Source organism: Streptomyces sp. NPDC026575, from assembly GCF_055567415.1.
In genome coordinates this window covers 62,142-75,820 of sequence record NZ_JBVHQM010000037.1, presented here as the reverse complement: position 1 = coordinate 75,820, position 13,679 = coordinate 62,142, and the positions used below count along the sequence as shown (strand labels likewise).

Below are 13,679 nucleotides of genomic sequence, written 5' to 3'. Positions count from 1 at the left end.
TCTCGATAGCGGAGCTATCGGGATGATTCGGCAACGCCGCGAGGTGCCGTGCCAGACGCCGCGGGCCCGGCCAGGACCCATCGGACAGGCCCTAAGGCGCCCCCGTAGATCCGGCCCGGACCCACCCGCGCGCGGCGCCCCGTCCCGCGCTCGCGCGCGGCCCGTTCCCGCAGGTACCCCCGAAAAGGAATCAGACATGTCCCAGGAAACGATCCGCTCGTTGTCGGTGAGCGGGGCGCCATATTCCTACCGGCTGTTGCGGCAACCGGACCGGATCACCGAGCCCGTCGTGGTCCTGGGAGGCGCGCTGCAGGGAATGTTCGGCTGGCCGCAGATGGACGAGCAGGTGGGTCCGGTGGCGGACGTCGTCACCGCCGACCTGCCCGGCATGGGGAGCGCGGCACCGCTTCCCCCGGGGCCGTGCAACGACCTGCTGTGCACGGCCATCGAGCGCGTCCTCGACGACCTGGACGTCCCCCGGATCAATCTCTTCGGCTTCTCCTACGGCGCCGGCCTCGCCTTCGCCTGTGCGCAGCGCTTTCCCCAGCGCATCGCGCGGCTGGCGCTCGGAGGCGTACCGGTGCACATCAGCGCCCGGCAGCTGGCCGTCCTGCAGCGGGCGCACGACCGACTGCTGAAGGGCGACACCGAAGGCTGCGCCACGCTGTTCACCGAGAACCTGATGTGCCTCGACGAAACCCGGTACGTCACCCGGCGACGGCTGGCCTACCGCTATGTCCGACGCGCGATGCTGCAGTCCGCCGGGCGCTCGGAGCACGCCGCCGACTCGCTGCGCCGTGCGGTGTCGGACCGTCCGGACTTCTCCGGCGGCCTGAGCGGCATCCCCACCCTCGTCTTCAGCGGCGAACACGACACGGTGACCTCGGCGGACCGGCAGCGGGACTTCGCGGCCACCATCTCGGACAGCCGCTTTCTGACGATCCCCGACGCCGACCACTGGGTGATCCTCGAACGCGCCCAGGACGTAGCCGACTTGGCGGCCCGCTTCTTCACCGACGGCCCGCTGGACGCGGCACCCGCGCTCGCACCGGCCCTGCGCGAGGGGCTGGCGGCGACCGGTTCCGCCGCGTGTGCGGCCCACCGGACAGTGGTCACCGAGGCGGCGGACGCACTGGTGTGAGAGGCGGCTCCGCACCCTCAGTCGACATACCCTTGTGGTTATATAATCCAGGAGGCATACTGCGGTCATGCCCATACCGTTCGACGTACTCGCAGAGCCGAGCCGGCGCCGGATCCTCGATCTGCTCCTGGAGCGCCCCCGGCTGGTCGGCGAGCTGACCGACCAGCTCGGACTGAGCCAGCCCGGCACGTCCAAGCACCTGCGGGTGCTGCGCGAGGCCGGGCTGGTCCGGGTCCGGCAGGACGCCCAGCGCCGCTGGTACGAGCTGCGGCCCGAGCCGCTCGCCGAGCTGGACGCCTGGCTCGCGCACTACCGGCATCTGTGGACCGGGAGCCTCGACGCCCTGGAACGGCACCTCGACGCCACGAAGGACGACCCCCGATGAACCCGCACTCCGACACCCTCACCACATCCGACGGACGCCATGCGCTGCGCATGGAGCGCAGACTCGCCCATCCGCCCGCGAAGGTCTGGTCGGCGATCACCGACCCGGCGCAGCTGGGGCAGTGGTTCCCCTCCGAGGTCACGGTGGAGCTCCGGCCCGGCGGGGCGATGACCTTCACCATGCCCGGCGTGAGCGACGTCGCCATGACCGGAACGGTCACCGACGCCGAAGAGCCCCGGCTGTTCGCCTTCACCTGGGGCGAGGACCATCTGCGCTGGGAGATCGCCCCGGACGGCGACGGCTCGCTGCTGACCTTGGTGCACACCTTCGGCGACCGGTTCGGCGGCGCCAGCTTCGCCTCCGGTTGGCATCTGTGCGTCACCGCGCTGTCACAGCTGCTCGACGGCGAGCCGACGGCCGTGGAGCCCGACACGGGCGAGCTGCACGAGGCGTATCTGGAGCAGTTCGACCTCGGGCACGGCACGGTCGAGGACACCGCCGACGGCCCGCGCATCCGCTTCGAGCGCCAGCTCGTACGGCCCGCCGAGACCGTCTGGGCGGTGCTGGCCTCGGGAGACGAGCCCACGGCGGGCGCGCCCGCACCGGCCGGCTTCACCACGCAGAAGGTGCCGGACGGGCCGGTCACCGAGGTGCGGGCCCCCTCGGTGCTGGCCTACCGCTGGGCCCCGGACGGCGAGGTCCGCTGGGAGCTGGGCAGCGGTACCGGCCAGGGCGCCCGCCTCGTCCTCACCCAGACCGGCCCGCGGGGCTTCGACACGGACGCCGCACTGGACGCCTGGCACGACCGGATCGAGCATCTCGCGGCACGGCTGCTGGAGGACTGACTCCCGCACCGCGCCGCTACGCACCGTGCCCCCTACGGACTCCGTGGGGGGCACGGGTGCGCCCGCTGCCACTCGGAGGCGCCCGCCGGCAGTGGCACAGCGGCATCCGCAGCGCCGTTTCACCGCTTCCGCGGTGTGAGCCAGGCAACTTCGCGGGGGTCCGAGAGGGGGCCCGGAAGCCCTCGCCGGGTGATGCGGGGCACGCGACCTACGTCACGTACGACCTCCGCTAGTCGACGCCGTTCCGGGCGCACAGCGCGAAACCAGGTGTTTATAACGGGCATATCGCCCCAACTCACGAAGATGGGTAGTACAAGGCACCTTTGCCACCATCCAGGGCGCTCGCTAAACATGTTCCGGGTAGCACCGAGAACGAGCCGGCGAACTCAGCCAGAGCGGCGAGCGCGGCAATGACCCTCGGTTCTCACGCGCCGACCGAAGGCCGCTCCCCCCGCCACCAAAGCCCTGGAAGAGGTCACCTCGCATGCCCAGCTTCACCCTGCCCCGCCCTGCCCGCATCACCCGCACGCACAAGATCTCCGCGGCGCTGGTGGCCTCCGCGAGCTGCGCCGCCGCCCTGGCGTTCGCCGCGGCGCCGAGCGATGCCGCGACCCCGTCCGCCGCGTCGGCCACCGTCAAGCCGGTGAGCGCCAACGGCCTGCCGCTGACCGCGAAGGACCGGGCCGACGACGGCAAGAAGAGCAAGCTGGTCGCCTCGTCCGTGGCCGACCGCCTCAAGGTCACCGCCGTCGAGAAGCAGGGCCACACCGCCAAGCAGGCCGCCAGCCGTTCCGTGGAGCGCAAGGCGATAGCCGCGCCGAAGGCCGCCCCCAAGAAGGCGCCGAAGGTCGCGCCCAAGCGCTACACGAACAACCTGGACGGCTGGATCCGCGAGTCGCTCGACATCATGAAGTCCAAGGGCATCCCCGGCTCCTACGAGGGCCTGCACCGCAACATCATGCGCGAGTCCAGCGGCAACCCCAACGCCGTCAACGACTGGGACATCAACGCCATCAACGGCATCCCCTCCAAGGGCCTGCTCCAGGTGATCCAGCCCACCTTCGACCGCTACCACGTCGCCGGCACCCCCCACAACCTCGTCGACCCCGTAGCCAACATCACCGCCGCCGCCAACTACGCGGCCGACCGCTACGGCTCCATCGACAACGTCAACTCGGCCTACTGAGCCGGAGACCGCGACGCCCGGCGCGGCCGGAGCGGACCTCGCGGAGTGCTGCGGCGCGACACTCCGACATGGCAACGGCATTGGCCCTGCCCGCACTTCGCGGGTGGGGCCGTTGCCGTTGCCGTTGCCTGTACCGGGCCGGCGTGGGCGTCAGAAGCCGGCGTTCCGCGCAGTGCCGCTGCCCAGCAGACGGTCGAGAACCGCACCGGCGAGACCGAAGCCCTCCTGGTCCTGGGCGGTGAGGTTGCGGCTGTCGTCGACGTTCTTCGCCGGGGTGCGGCGCTCCTCCTCAGCCGCGGTGGGCGCCGGAGCACGGCGCTCCTCCTCAGCGGTGGTCGGCGCGGGAGCGCGGCGGTCCTCCTCAGCAGTGGTGGGCGCCGGAGCGCGGCGGTCCTCCTCGGCAGCCGTGGGCGCCGGAGCGCGGCGGTCCTCCTCAGCGGCGGCCGGCGCCGGAGCGGGGTGCCGGTCGCGGTCCTCGCTGGCAGGCGCGGGGGCGGGGTGACGGTCCGCATCGACAGACGCCGCGGTGGCAGCGCCCGTCGCGAGGAAACCCGAGACGAGAAGACCGCTGAGAACAACGGCAGTACGACGGAACATGAGCACTTCCTTACGATGAGTGACTACTGCGTGCGCTGTCACTTTCGGGGAGTCGAAGCCCGTAGTCATGCAACAGCCCCGGGCGCTGCTGCGAACGGACCAGCGACACCGCCGTATCGACGTATCGCGGCGCTCCCAACGGCCCAGTCGGCTTCCCGCGCCGTACTCCGCGACACCGCACCCCGGCCGTTTCCCGCCCGTGGCCCCGGCAAGTGAATTGGGGCACAAATGCCGCCCTTTTGGCCTCGTCAGAAGTGCCCCCCACCACATTTGAGCAATCCCCCGGGACGCCCCAGGGCAGCCGGGCGGATGAATCCCCTCCGATGCGCGTATGAAGTGGCTCCGCGGAGCGGTAATTCCGGTGTGAGCCAGACAACTTAAAGGCCCCGGCAGCGGGGGCTTTACGGCCGCTATCCAGTGATGCGGGGCACGCGATGTACGTCACTTACGAACGCGCTTAGTCGAATGTCCCGCACTCATTCCCGGCCGTCACGGAGAGAACCGTCCATTACCTCGGCGTTCAGGGTCTATCTCACGAAGATGAGTAGTACAGAGCACCATTGCCTCGATTCCGGGTCGTCGCTAAACATGGATTCCGACGCACCGAGAGCGAGCTTGCGACTTACGCCCCCCACAGCGAGCGCAGCAATGACCTCCGGTGAATCACGCGCCGCCCAAAAAGGCCGCCTCCCCGTCCCCGTACCTGGAAGAGGTCACTCTGCATGCCCAGCTTCAACCTGTCCCGCGCTGTCCGTGTCACCCGCATTACCCGCACCCACAAGGTCGCCGTGGCCGTTCTGGCCGCCGCGGGTGCCACCTCGGGCCTGGCCATGGCCTCGGCCCCGGACACCGCACAGGCTGCTTCTGAGCACGCCCCGGCAGCGGTCAAGCCCGTCAACGCCAACGGGATGCCGGCCAAGGCCGAGGAGGCCAAGACCGCCCGCCCGGTGACCGCCTCGGTCGCCGACCACGTCAAGATCACCGCGGTGGCCAAACAGCACACCGCGCATCAGGCCGCCAACCGCTCCGCCGAGCGCAAGGCCGTCAAGGAGTACCCGAACAACCTGGACGGCTGGATCCGCGAGTCGCTCGACATCATGAAGTCCAAGGGCATCCCCGGCTCCTACGAGGGCCTGCACCGCAACATCATGCGCGAGTCCAGCGGCAACCCCAACGCCGTCAACGACTGGGACATCAACGCCATCAACGGCATCCCCTCCAAGGGCCTGCTCCAGGTGATCCAGCCCACCTTCGACCGCTACCACGTCGCCGGCACCCCCCACAACCTCGTCGACCCCGTAGCCAACATCACCGCCGCCGCCAACTACGCGGCCGACCGCTACGGCTCCATCGACAACGTCAACTCGGCCTACTGAGCCGACGGGGCACAAGAGCCGTCGCACCGGCGCACACGGGCCGGTCCCGGGTGAGGCCGGGGACAGGACGGACATCACACACGAGCCGACCGGCTCGGTACGAGGCAGCCAGCGAAGCGGCGGAATGGCGCGTTCGCCGCTGCGCAGCGAAACGGAGCGGGTCCCGGCACTGCCGGGGCCCGTTCCGCTTTCGGGTTCGGGGGGCGCCGAGGCCAATCCGGGACCATGGTCAGCCCGACCCGGGCCCGGGTGACCACTTCTGACGGCCGGACGGGTGAGATGCGCAGCCGGTCGGCGGACTGACGGCCTGTTGGGTCATGGAGTCAGGCAATTCTGCGTATAAGTCTTTTATCGGCAGAACTCTGCTCAAAAGCTGCCGAACGTGACTCAACTGAAGGCCTCGGAGGCATGCGATGCCCTTGCGCAGATCCGGTCCGGCCCGCCGCTCAGTCTCCCTCGCGGCCGGAACGCTCGTTTCTCTCCTCTCCGTGCTCGCTCTGCCCCTCACGCTGCCCGGCCTCGCCACGGCGTCGGACGCCGGAAAGAGACCCACCCACCCCGAGCAGGACTGGATGGGCTCCACCATCGCCGCCCACGAGGGCGTCGACCGGGCCGGCGGCGGCCTCGAACCACAGGCGGCGCACAGCAAGGCGGTGTCCGGCGTCGACGTCTCCAGCCACAACCACCACGTCAGCTGGTGGGGGCTGCGCAAGTCGGGGGTGCGCTTCGCGTACGTCAAGGCCACCGAGGGGAACAACTACACCAACCCGTACTTCGCACACCAGTACCGGGGCTCCTACTCGGCCGGCATGATCCACGGCGCGTACCACTTCGCGCTGCCCGACCACTCCAGCGGCGCCGCGCAGGCGCGCTTCTTCGCCGATCACGGCGGCGACTGGTCCCGGGACGGCAGGACGCTGCCCGGGGCGCTCGACATGGAGTACAACCCCTACGGCGCGACCTGTTACGGCAAGAGCCCCAAGGCGATGGTCAACTGGATCCAGGACTTCGTGGAGACCTACCGGGAGGAGACCGGCCGCGACGCGGTCATCTACACCTCCACCAACTGGTGGAAGCGGTGCACGGGCAACTCCGGCAGGTTCGGCCGGAGCAACCCGCTGTGGGTCCCGCGCTACGGCTCCTCCGTCGGCGCGCTGCCGGCCGGCTGGCGCTACCACAGCATCTGGCAGCACACCTCCTCGGGCCACCCGGTCGGCGACCGCAACCGCTTCAACGGCAGCTACGGCCGGCTGAAGGTCTTCGCCAACGGCAACTGAGCCCGCCCGATCCGACCCGCACCCCCCGGCCGGTCCCCGGCGCCGCAGCAGGCGCCGGGGACCGGCCGCGTGTCGCCGCCCCCGCGCCGCCGCCGGCTTCGACAACTCGATTCGAACAATGGGGAATTCACGCCCGGGTACAACCATCCACCACCGGACGCGGTCCAACACTGCGAAACGACCACGCGACGCACAGCACCCGACGGGGGTATTCCCATGAAGCGTTCACGTGCCATCGCAGGATCCGCCGTACTCGCCGTGGCCGGCCTCGCCACAATGGCGACGGCCACCACCGCCTCCGCCGCTCCGGCCGCCGCCTCGTACAACGGGGCCTGCGGCAGCGGCTACAGCGTAGTGAATTCCGTACCGGTCACCGGAAAGGGGACCGTGTACCTGACGTACAGCGCAAGGACCGGAAAGAACTGCGTCGTGACGGTACGGAACAGCACCGGCAGCCCGGTGTACATGTACACCTATCTCACGGCCACCGACGGCAGTTCCGACTGGGTTTACGACAGCGGTAATTACACCTCCTACGCCGGCCCGGTCTACCTGCCCGCAAAGGGCCGATGCGTGGACTGGGGCGGCACGATCGAATCGGTCAGCGTCAGCGTTTCCGGCTCCAACTGCGGCCGAATGGCGGCCGGGGTCGTCACGCACCGCTGACCTCGCACCGACGACCGCCGACCGGCCGTCGCCTGCTCTACGGCGGCGGGGTCCCGGGCTCGCCCCCGGGACCCCGCCGCCATGGCCTGTCTGCTCCCCGGGCGGCAACTCGCCCTCCTCGCACAGACCTTGAACGGTCACTTCCCCCGATCCGGGCGCTCCAGGCCCAGCGCCCTCAGCGCGGAGCGGGCCGCGTTGTGGCCGCTCATGCCGTGGGCTCCGGCGCCCGGCGGGGTGGATGCCGAGCAGAGGTACACGCCGGGGACGCCCGTGCGGTAGGGGTCCAGGGCGATACGCGGCCGCATCGTCAGCTGGAGCGGGATGTTGGCACCGCCGATGATGTCGCCGCCGACGAGGTTGGCGTTGCCGCGTTCCAGATCCGCGGTGGTGGTGGCGGTGGCGGCGACGATCCGCTCGCGCGTGCCGGGCGCGAAGCGCTCGAACTGCGCCAGCATCGCGGCGGTGGCGTCGCCGCGGTAGCCGTGGGGCACATGCGCGTACGCCGAGACGGGGTGGATCTCGCCGGCGGAGCGGCCGGCGTCGGCGAGGTACGACTGGGAGACCAGGAGGAACGGCCGCTGCGGCATCCGCCCGCGGTAGACCTCGTGCTCCGCGTGCGCGATCTGCTCGAAGCTGCCGCCCAGATGCACCGTCCCGGCCCGCCGGCAGACCTCGGCGCGCCAGGGAACACCGCCCTCGACCGCCAGGTCGAGCTTGAACGCGCCGGGGGCGTGCCGGTAGCGGGTGTAGGCGCGGCGCACCCGGGGCGGCAGCCGGTCGCCGATCACGGCTGCCGCGGCGGCCGGGGCCAGATCCAGCAACACCGTGGCCGCGGGCGGCAACTGGTCGAGGGAGCGGATGCGCACTCCGGTCTCGATGCGCCCGCCCTCCGCGAGGAGCAGCCCGGCAAGCGCGTCGGCGATCGCCCGGGAGCCGCCCTTGGCGACCGGCCAGCCGTAGCGGTGCCCCGCCGCGATGATCATGACTCCGACGGACGCGGTGACCGGCCTGGTCAGCGGCCCGAAGAGATGGGCCGCCACCCCGCCGAAGAGGCCGCGCCCGGCTTCCGTACGGAAGCGGCGGGCGACCAGGGTGGCGGGCTGAAGGGCCTGCACCCCGAAGCGTGCGAGGCGGAAGGGATGCCGGGGCACCGTGACGAGCGGCCGCATGACCGCGTCGGTCAGGACCTCGGCGTCCGCGGCCAGCGGCCCGAACAGCCGCCGCCAGGCCGGCCCGTCGGCGCCCAGGGCGTCCGCCGTCCGCCTGACCGACCGGTAGAGCGCCCCGGCTTCCCCGCCGTCCACCGGATGGGCGAGGTCGATCTCGGGCCAGCACCATTCCAGCCCGTGCGCGGCGAGGTCCAGCGTGCGCAGATACGGGGAGCCGGCGCCCATCACATGGGTCGAGGAACAGTGGTCGAAGAGCACGCCGGGTACGGACAGCTCGCCGCTGCGAACCCCGCCGCCGATCTCGTCGGCCGCCTCGAACACCGTCACCCGCAGCCCGCTGCGGGCCAGGGTGACCGCCGCCGCCAGTCCGTTCGGTCCGGCGCCCACCACTACCGCTGCCTCGCGCTCCCGCCCTGCCCGTAATGTCATGCCCTCAGCATCCCAAGGAATCAGGTGCGCGTCGGAGCGGGCCGGAAATGGGGTGAGGGCCCGGTGCCCGCCTCAGCCGGCGGGGCAGGGGCCGGTGCTCTCACGGGCCTCCAGATGCGGCTGTTCGCCCTGCACGGTGCGCGGCGGTCCCCCGTCGAGGACGCCGAGGAGCTCCTGGGCGGCGAGGCGTCCAAAGCCGGGGGTGTCGCGGACCAGTGCGGTCAGCCGGGGGTGGGTGACGCGGCAGAGCGCCGAATCGTCCCAGGCCACGATCGACAGCCGGTCGGGGACGGGGATGCCGCGCCCGGCGGCGACCGAGGCGCCGGCCACGGCCATCACATCGTTGTCGTAGATGATCGCGGTGGGCGGCTCGGGGGCGTCGAGGAGGCGGCGGGTGGCGTGGGCCCCTTCGGCGTCGGAGTAGTCCGTGGTCACGGAGCGGACCTGGTCCGCGTCGAGACCGCGGCGGGCCGCTTCGGTGCGCAGTGAGCGGATGCGGCGTTCGGTGTGGGCCAGGCCCGGCAGGCCCGCCACATGCACGATCCGGCGGTGTCCGAGGCCGTGGAGGTGGTCGAGGACCCGGGCCATGGCCTCGGAGTCGTCGGCCCAGACCGTGGAGAGCGGGGGCTGCGGAGGGGCGGCGGCCGGCTCGGCCGTGGCCGGGCCCGGGGCGGCCGGGCCGCCGATGACGACGGCGGGCAGGCCGAGTGCGGCGAGCAGCTCCGGCCGCGGGTCCTCGGTGCGCGGGTCGACGACGAGGACGCCGTCCACCCGACGTTCGGCCCACCAGCGGCGGTAGAGCGCGCATTCGGCGTCGAGGTCCTCGACGACCTGGAAGAGCAGCGCGATCCTGCGTACCGAGAGCACTTCCTGGATGCCGGAGAGGAGCTGGAGGAAGAAGGACTCCACGCCCAGGGTCCGCGCGGGCCGGGCGAGCACCAGCCCCAGGGCGCCGGCGTGCTCGCCGGACAGCGCGCGGGCCGCGCTGTTGGCCTGCCAGCCCAGTTCCTCCGCGACGCGCCGTACCCGGGCGCGGGTGTCCGGGGAGACGCCCGGCCGGTCGTTGAGCGCGAAGGAGACGGCGCTCTCCGACACCCCGGCCCGGCGGGCGATGTCCTTGATCGTCGGTCGGCGCGCCGGCTTGCGGCGGGCGGCCTCACCGGGCGCTGTCATGGCGGGCTCTCCTCGACCTAAACCGCATTAGTGCGCCCAGTCTGATCAGGCGCAAGTGCCGTGTCAAACCCTGCACGGACGGCCGCGGCGAACGCCCTGACGACGGCGCCCACCAGCGTGGAACGAGGTTGTTCAGGGCCGGGGTGTTGACACCCACTAAACCGCATTAGTAGCGTCTGCCGCATCGTCGCCCGAGGACCAGTGCAATATCCTGCGGAGTGGTCAAGAAAACCACCTTCCGGTTTCGGCCTTCCGGTTTCCACATTCCATCTCCCTTAGTCGCGCCACTGGTTTCACCGCACACTGGTTTGCTTTTGGGTCACTGGTCTACCTGGTCCGGCGCGGCGGTCCCATCGGTGTCTGGTTCGAGCACGTTCGAGCGAAGGAGCCGCCAGTCATGCGTTTTTCCCGTAGAGCGGCTGCCGCGACGGCAGCATGGGTCATCCCGGCACTCGCCTTGGCCGCATGCGGGGCCTCAGGGGGCTCCGACGGGGCGGACAGCGCCTCGGGGAAGGTCGAGGGACAGGTCACGTTCCAGACCTGGAATCTCAAGGCCAATTTCAAGGACTACTTCGAGGGCGTCATCGCGGATTTCGAGAGGGAGTATCCGGATGCCAAGGTGAAGTGGGTGGATCAGCCGGCCGAGGGGTACCCGCAGAAGTTGAGTGCGGATGCGGCGGGCGGGACGCTGCCGGACGTCGTCAATGTTTCGCCGGATCTCGCCTATCCATTGGCCAAGGCGGGGCTGGCGCTCGACCTGGAAAAGGCCGCGGGGAAGTACCGCGGAGAGTATCTCCCCGGCGCGTGGCGGAGTCATGAGATGCCGGGGCTGCCGGGGGTCTATGCCTTTCCCTGGTATCTGAACACCGGGCCGATGTTCTACAACAAGGACCTCTTCGAGAAGGCCGGACTCGATCCGGAGAAGCCACCGGCCACCTACGACCAGCTCTTCACGGACGCGGTCGCGATGGCGGAGAAGAGCGGGCGGAAGATAGCGATGCTCGCCAGCACGCCGTCGATCGAGGACTTCGGACGGTACGGCGTACGGCTGATGAACGCCCGCGGCACGGAGTTCACGTTCAACGAGCCCAAGGGCGTGGAGCTGCTGCGGCACTACAAGGAGCTGTATGCGTCCGGGGCGCTGGACTCGCAGGCGCTGACCGCGCAGGCGGAGTCGTCGGGGCGGAAGTTCCAGCAGCAGTCGGTGGCGATGAATCCGGGCAGCGCGCTCGATCTGGAGAACTTCAAGAAGGAGGCACCGAGCCTCTATCGGCACATTGGCATCACCGACGCGGTCAACAACACCGGTAAGGCCAATATGTACGTCCAGGGCCTGATGGTGAACACGCAGAGCCAGGTCAAGCCGGCGGCGGTCGCGTTCGCGCACTTCGTCACCGACAAGAAGAACCAGATGGCCTTCGCCAAGAAGGTCACCATCTTCCCCAGTACCAAGGGCTCGCTGGACGATCCGTACTTCACCAAGGAGGACGGCACCGACGCGACCCGGGTGCGGGTGGCATCGGCCAAATCGCTGAAGACCGCGGTGAATTACACCCCGGTGCTGCTCAGCGACCAGATGAAGACCGTGCTGCGCAACGCGGTCGCCAGGGCCGTGCAGGGCAAGCAGTCCCCCGAGGCGGCGCTGGACGGTGCGGTGGCCGAGTGCAACCGCCTGCTGAAGACCGGCTGAGGCCGGGCCCGTGAAGACGCACAAACCGGCCAGTCCCTGGCTGTTCCTCGGTCCCGGGCTGCTCGTCGTGGCCGCGTTCGGCCTCTATCCGTTCCTCAGCACGGTGGCGCACTCCTTCACCGATGCCCGCACGCTCACCGGGGGTCGGTTCGTCGGCGGCGCCAACTACCAGGAGCTGATCCATGACGCGATGTTCTGGACGGGGCTGCGCAACAGCCTGCTGTACGTCCTGGGGGTCGTCCCGCTGCTGGTGATCCTGCCGCTGCTGCTGGCCATGCTGGTGCAGCGGCAGATACCCGGGATCGCGTTCTTCCGGGCCGCGTTCTACACGCCGGTGGTCGCCTCCGTGGTCGTGGTCGGTCTGATCTGGGTGTGGCTGCTGGACGACCGGGGGCTGGTCAATGCCCTGCTGGAGGGCCTGGGCTTCGGCAAGGCGGGCTTCCTCAGCGACCCCTGGCTGCTGCTGCTCAGCGCGATGGCGGTCACCGTCTGGAAGGGCCTCGGCTACTACATGATCATTTATCTGGCGGCGCTGGCGAACGTTCCGCGGGAGCTGCACGAGGCGTGCGCGGTCGACGGCGCGGGGGCGGTGCGCCGCTTCGTGACCGTCACGGTGCCCGCGGTGCGCGGCACGATGGTGCTGGTGGCCGCCCTCTCCGCGGTCAGCGCCTTCAAGGTGTTCTCCGAGGTCTATCTGATGGCCGGCCCGACCGGCGGCCCCGGCGGGGAGGACACCACCTTGGTGATGCTCGTCCAGCAGGCCGGAACCGGTCTCAGCGGCCGGGTCGGCTATGCCTCCGCACTGTCCGTCGTGGTCTTCGTGATCACGCTGGGACTGATGCTGCTGGTGCTGCGTGCCGGCCGTAGGGAGGAGGCGTGAACGCCGCGGCACGGTGGCGGCGCGAGCGGCAACGGCGGCTGCGGCGGTGGCGGTTGCCGCTGCGCTATCTCCTGCTGCTCGCCGTGCTGGCGCTGACCATCGGGCCGTTCCTGTGGCAGCTGTCCACCTCCCTCAAGGGACCGGGCGAGGACATCTACCGCTATCCGCCGAGCCTGATCCCGCAGCACGCCACCCTGGCCAACTACGCCGGCGTCGCGGAGACCATCCCGGTCTGGGACTTCGCGCTGAACTCCCTGAAGGTCGCCACCGCCAATGTGGTCACCAACTGCGTGGGGGCGGCGCTGGCCGGCTACGCGCTGGCCCGGATGCGCTTTCGGGGCCGTAAGGCCGCACTGGTCGTCTTCATCATGGCGATGCTGGTGCCGGTCGAGAGCATCATGATCGCCCAGTTCGTCACGATGCGGGAACTGCGGCTCAACGACACCCTGCTCGGTGTGGTGCTGCCCGGCTGCATCGGGGCGATGAACGTGCTGCTGATGCGGAACGCCTTCGCGGGTCTGCCGTACGAGGTCGAAGAGGCGGCGTTCGTCGACGGGGCCAACGCCTGGCAGCGGTTCGTACGGATCGCGCTGCCGTCGGTCAGGGGCACCCTCGCGGTCGTGGCGATCTTCTCGTTCATGGGCGCCTGGGACGACTTCCTGTGGCCGCTGATCGTGCTGAGCGACCAGTCGAAGTTCACCCTCACCATCGGACTGAACTTTCTGCACGGCACCTTCGCGGACAACCAGCGGCTGGTCGCGGCCGGCACCGTCATCGCCGTCGTCCCGCTGATCGTGCTGTTCGCCTGTCTGCAGCGTTACTTCTTCCGCGGCGTCGGCGAGGGCGCCGTCAAGGGCTGAACCGC

13 protein-coding genes are annotated in these 13,679 nt (G+C 70.3%); 10 read left to right on the top strand and 3 right to left on the bottom strand.

Going from position 1 to position 13,679, the window contains the following annotated elements; all coding sequences use genetic code 11:
• Positions 1-196: 196 nt before the first annotated feature.
• From ACZ4NB_RS34815 to ACZ4NB_RS34800, 4 genes are all read left to right on the top strand, one after another.
• A complete protein-coding gene (locus ACZ4NB_RS34815) occupies positions 197-1,141 on the top strand; it encodes an alpha/beta fold hydrolase (RefSeq protein WP_467667044.1) in 945 nt (314 codons plus the stop codon).
• Between the two features lie 67 nt (positions 1,142-1,208).
• On the top strand, positions 1,209-1,526 hold the full coding sequence (locus ACZ4NB_RS34810) for an ArsR/SmtB family transcription factor (protein ID WP_467667043.1): 318 nt from the start codon (positions 1,209-1,211) through the stop codon (positions 1,524-1,526).
• Entirely contained in the window at positions 1,523-2,371 is an 849-nt protein-coding gene (locus ACZ4NB_RS34805; RefSeq protein WP_467667042.1) for an SRPBCC family protein, read from the top strand. The genes ACZ4NB_RS34810 and ACZ4NB_RS34805 overlap by 4 nt, the downstream gene beginning before the upstream one ends.
• Before the next feature lie 484 nt (positions 2,372-2,855).
• Entirely contained in the window at positions 2,856-3,557 is a 702-nt protein-coding gene (locus tag ACZ4NB_RS34800; protein ID WP_467667041.1) for a transglycosylase SLT domain-containing protein, read from the top strand.
• Positions 3,558-3,707: 150 nt separating this feature from the next.
• On the opposite strand, the gene ACZ4NB_RS34795 is transcribed toward ACZ4NB_RS34800, so the two are convergent.
• Complete coding sequence (locus ACZ4NB_RS34795; protein ID WP_467667040.1) at positions 3,708-4,154, bottom strand: hypothetical protein; 447 nt, start codon at positions 4,152-4,154, stop codon at positions 3,708-3,710.
• A gap of 722 nt (positions 4,155-4,876) precedes the next feature.
• Between ACZ4NB_RS34795 and ACZ4NB_RS34790 the strand changes: the two genes are divergently transcribed.
• From ACZ4NB_RS34790 to ACZ4NB_RS34780, 3 genes are all read left to right on the top strand, one after another.
• Entirely contained in the window at positions 4,877-5,530 is a 654-nt protein-coding gene (locus ACZ4NB_RS34790; RefSeq protein ID WP_467667039.1) for a transglycosylase SLT domain-containing protein, read from the top strand.
• Between the two features lie 413 nt (positions 5,531-5,943).
• Positions 5,944-6,807, top strand: coding sequence for a lysozyme (locus ACZ4NB_RS34785; protein ID WP_467667038.1), 864 nt, complete (start codon positions 5,944-5,946; stop codon positions 6,805-6,807).
• 216 nt (positions 6,808-7,023) lie between these two features.
• On the top strand, positions 7,024-7,473 hold the full coding sequence (locus ACZ4NB_RS34780) for a spore-associated protein A (RefSeq protein WP_467667037.1): 450 nt from the start codon (positions 7,024-7,026) through the stop codon (positions 7,471-7,473).
• Positions 7,474-7,610: 137 nt separating this feature from the next.
• Here ACZ4NB_RS34780 and ACZ4NB_RS34775 read toward each other — a convergent pair whose 3' ends face one another.
• Positions 7,611-9,071, bottom strand: a complete 1,461-nt coding sequence (locus ACZ4NB_RS34775; protein WP_467667036.1) for a phytoene desaturase family protein — start codon at positions 9,069-9,071, stop codon at positions 7,611-7,613.
• Positions 9,072-9,143: 72 nt separating this feature from the next.
• Positions 9,144-10,244: a LacI family DNA-binding transcriptional regulator gene (locus ACZ4NB_RS34770; protein ID WP_467667035.1), complete on the bottom strand. Its 1,101-nt coding sequence runs from the start codon at positions 10,242-10,244 to the stop codon at positions 9,144-9,146.
• Positions 10,245-10,641: 397 nt separating this feature from the next.
• On the opposite strand from ACZ4NB_RS34770, the gene ACZ4NB_RS34765 reads away from it, so the two are divergent.
• The 3 genes from ACZ4NB_RS34765 to ACZ4NB_RS34755 are packed head-to-tail and all read left to right on the top strand — an operon-like array spanning position 10,642 to position 13,674.
• Complete coding sequence (locus ACZ4NB_RS34765; protein ID WP_467667034.1) at positions 10,642-11,934, top strand: ABC transporter substrate-binding protein; 1,293 nt, start codon at positions 10,642-10,644, stop codon at positions 11,932-11,934.
• A 10-nt stretch (positions 11,935-11,944) separates the two neighbouring features.
• Positions 11,945-12,814: a carbohydrate ABC transporter permease gene (locus tag ACZ4NB_RS34760; protein WP_467667033.1), complete on the top strand. Its 870-nt coding sequence runs from the start codon at positions 11,945-11,947 to the stop codon at positions 12,812-12,814.
• On the top strand, positions 12,811-13,674 hold the full coding sequence (locus ACZ4NB_RS34755) for a carbohydrate ABC transporter permease (protein ID WP_467667032.1): 864 nt from the start codon (positions 12,811-12,813) through the stop codon (positions 13,672-13,674). The genes ACZ4NB_RS34760 and ACZ4NB_RS34755 overlap by 4 nt, the downstream gene beginning before the upstream one ends.
• Positions 13,675-13,679: the final 5 nt, after the last annotated feature.

Excerpts from the sequence above, each read along its gene's own strand:
- ACZ4NB_RS34780 (WP_467667037.1), top strand. The coding sequence starts at position 7,024 with ATGAAGCGTTCACGTGCCATCGCAGGATCCGCCGTACTCGCCGTGGCC.
- ACZ4NB_RS34805 (WP_467667042.1), top strand. The coding sequence starts at position 1,523 with ATGAACCCGCACTCCGACACCCTCACCACATCCGACGGACGCCATGCG.
- ACZ4NB_RS34785 (WP_467667038.1), top strand. The coding sequence starts at position 5,944 with ATGCCCTTGCGCAGATCCGGTCCGGCCCGCCGCTCAGTCTCCCTCGCG.
- ACZ4NB_RS34790 (WP_467667039.1), top strand. The coding sequence starts at position 4,877 with ATGCCCAGCTTCAACCTGTCCCGCGCTGTCCGTGTCACCCGCATTACC.
- ACZ4NB_RS34775 (WP_467667036.1), bottom strand. The coding sequence starts at position 9,071 with ATGACATTACGGGCAGGGCGGGAGCGCGAGGCAGCGGTAGTGGTGGGC.
- ACZ4NB_RS34815 (WP_467667044.1), top strand. The coding sequence starts at position 197 with ATGTCCCAGGAAACGATCCGCTCGTTGTCGGTGAGCGGGGCGCCATAT.
- ACZ4NB_RS34795 (WP_467667040.1), bottom strand. The coding sequence starts at position 4,154 with ATGTTCCGTCGTACTGCCGTTGTTCTCAGCGGTCTTCTCGTCTCGGGT.
- ACZ4NB_RS34770 (WP_467667035.1), bottom strand. The coding sequence starts at position 10,244 with ATGACAGCGCCCGGTGAGGCCGCCCGCCGCAAGCCGGCGCGCCGACCG.
- ACZ4NB_RS34810 (WP_467667043.1), top strand. The coding sequence starts at position 1,209 with ATGCCCATACCGTTCGACGTACTCGCAGAGCCGAGCCGGCGCCGGATC.
- ACZ4NB_RS34765 (WP_467667034.1), top strand. The coding sequence starts at position 10,642 with ATGCGTTTTTCCCGTAGAGCGGCTGCCGCGACGGCAGCATGGGTCATC.
- ACZ4NB_RS34800 (WP_467667041.1), top strand. The coding sequence starts at position 2,856 with ATGCCCAGCTTCACCCTGCCCCGCCCTGCCCGCATCACCCGCACGCAC.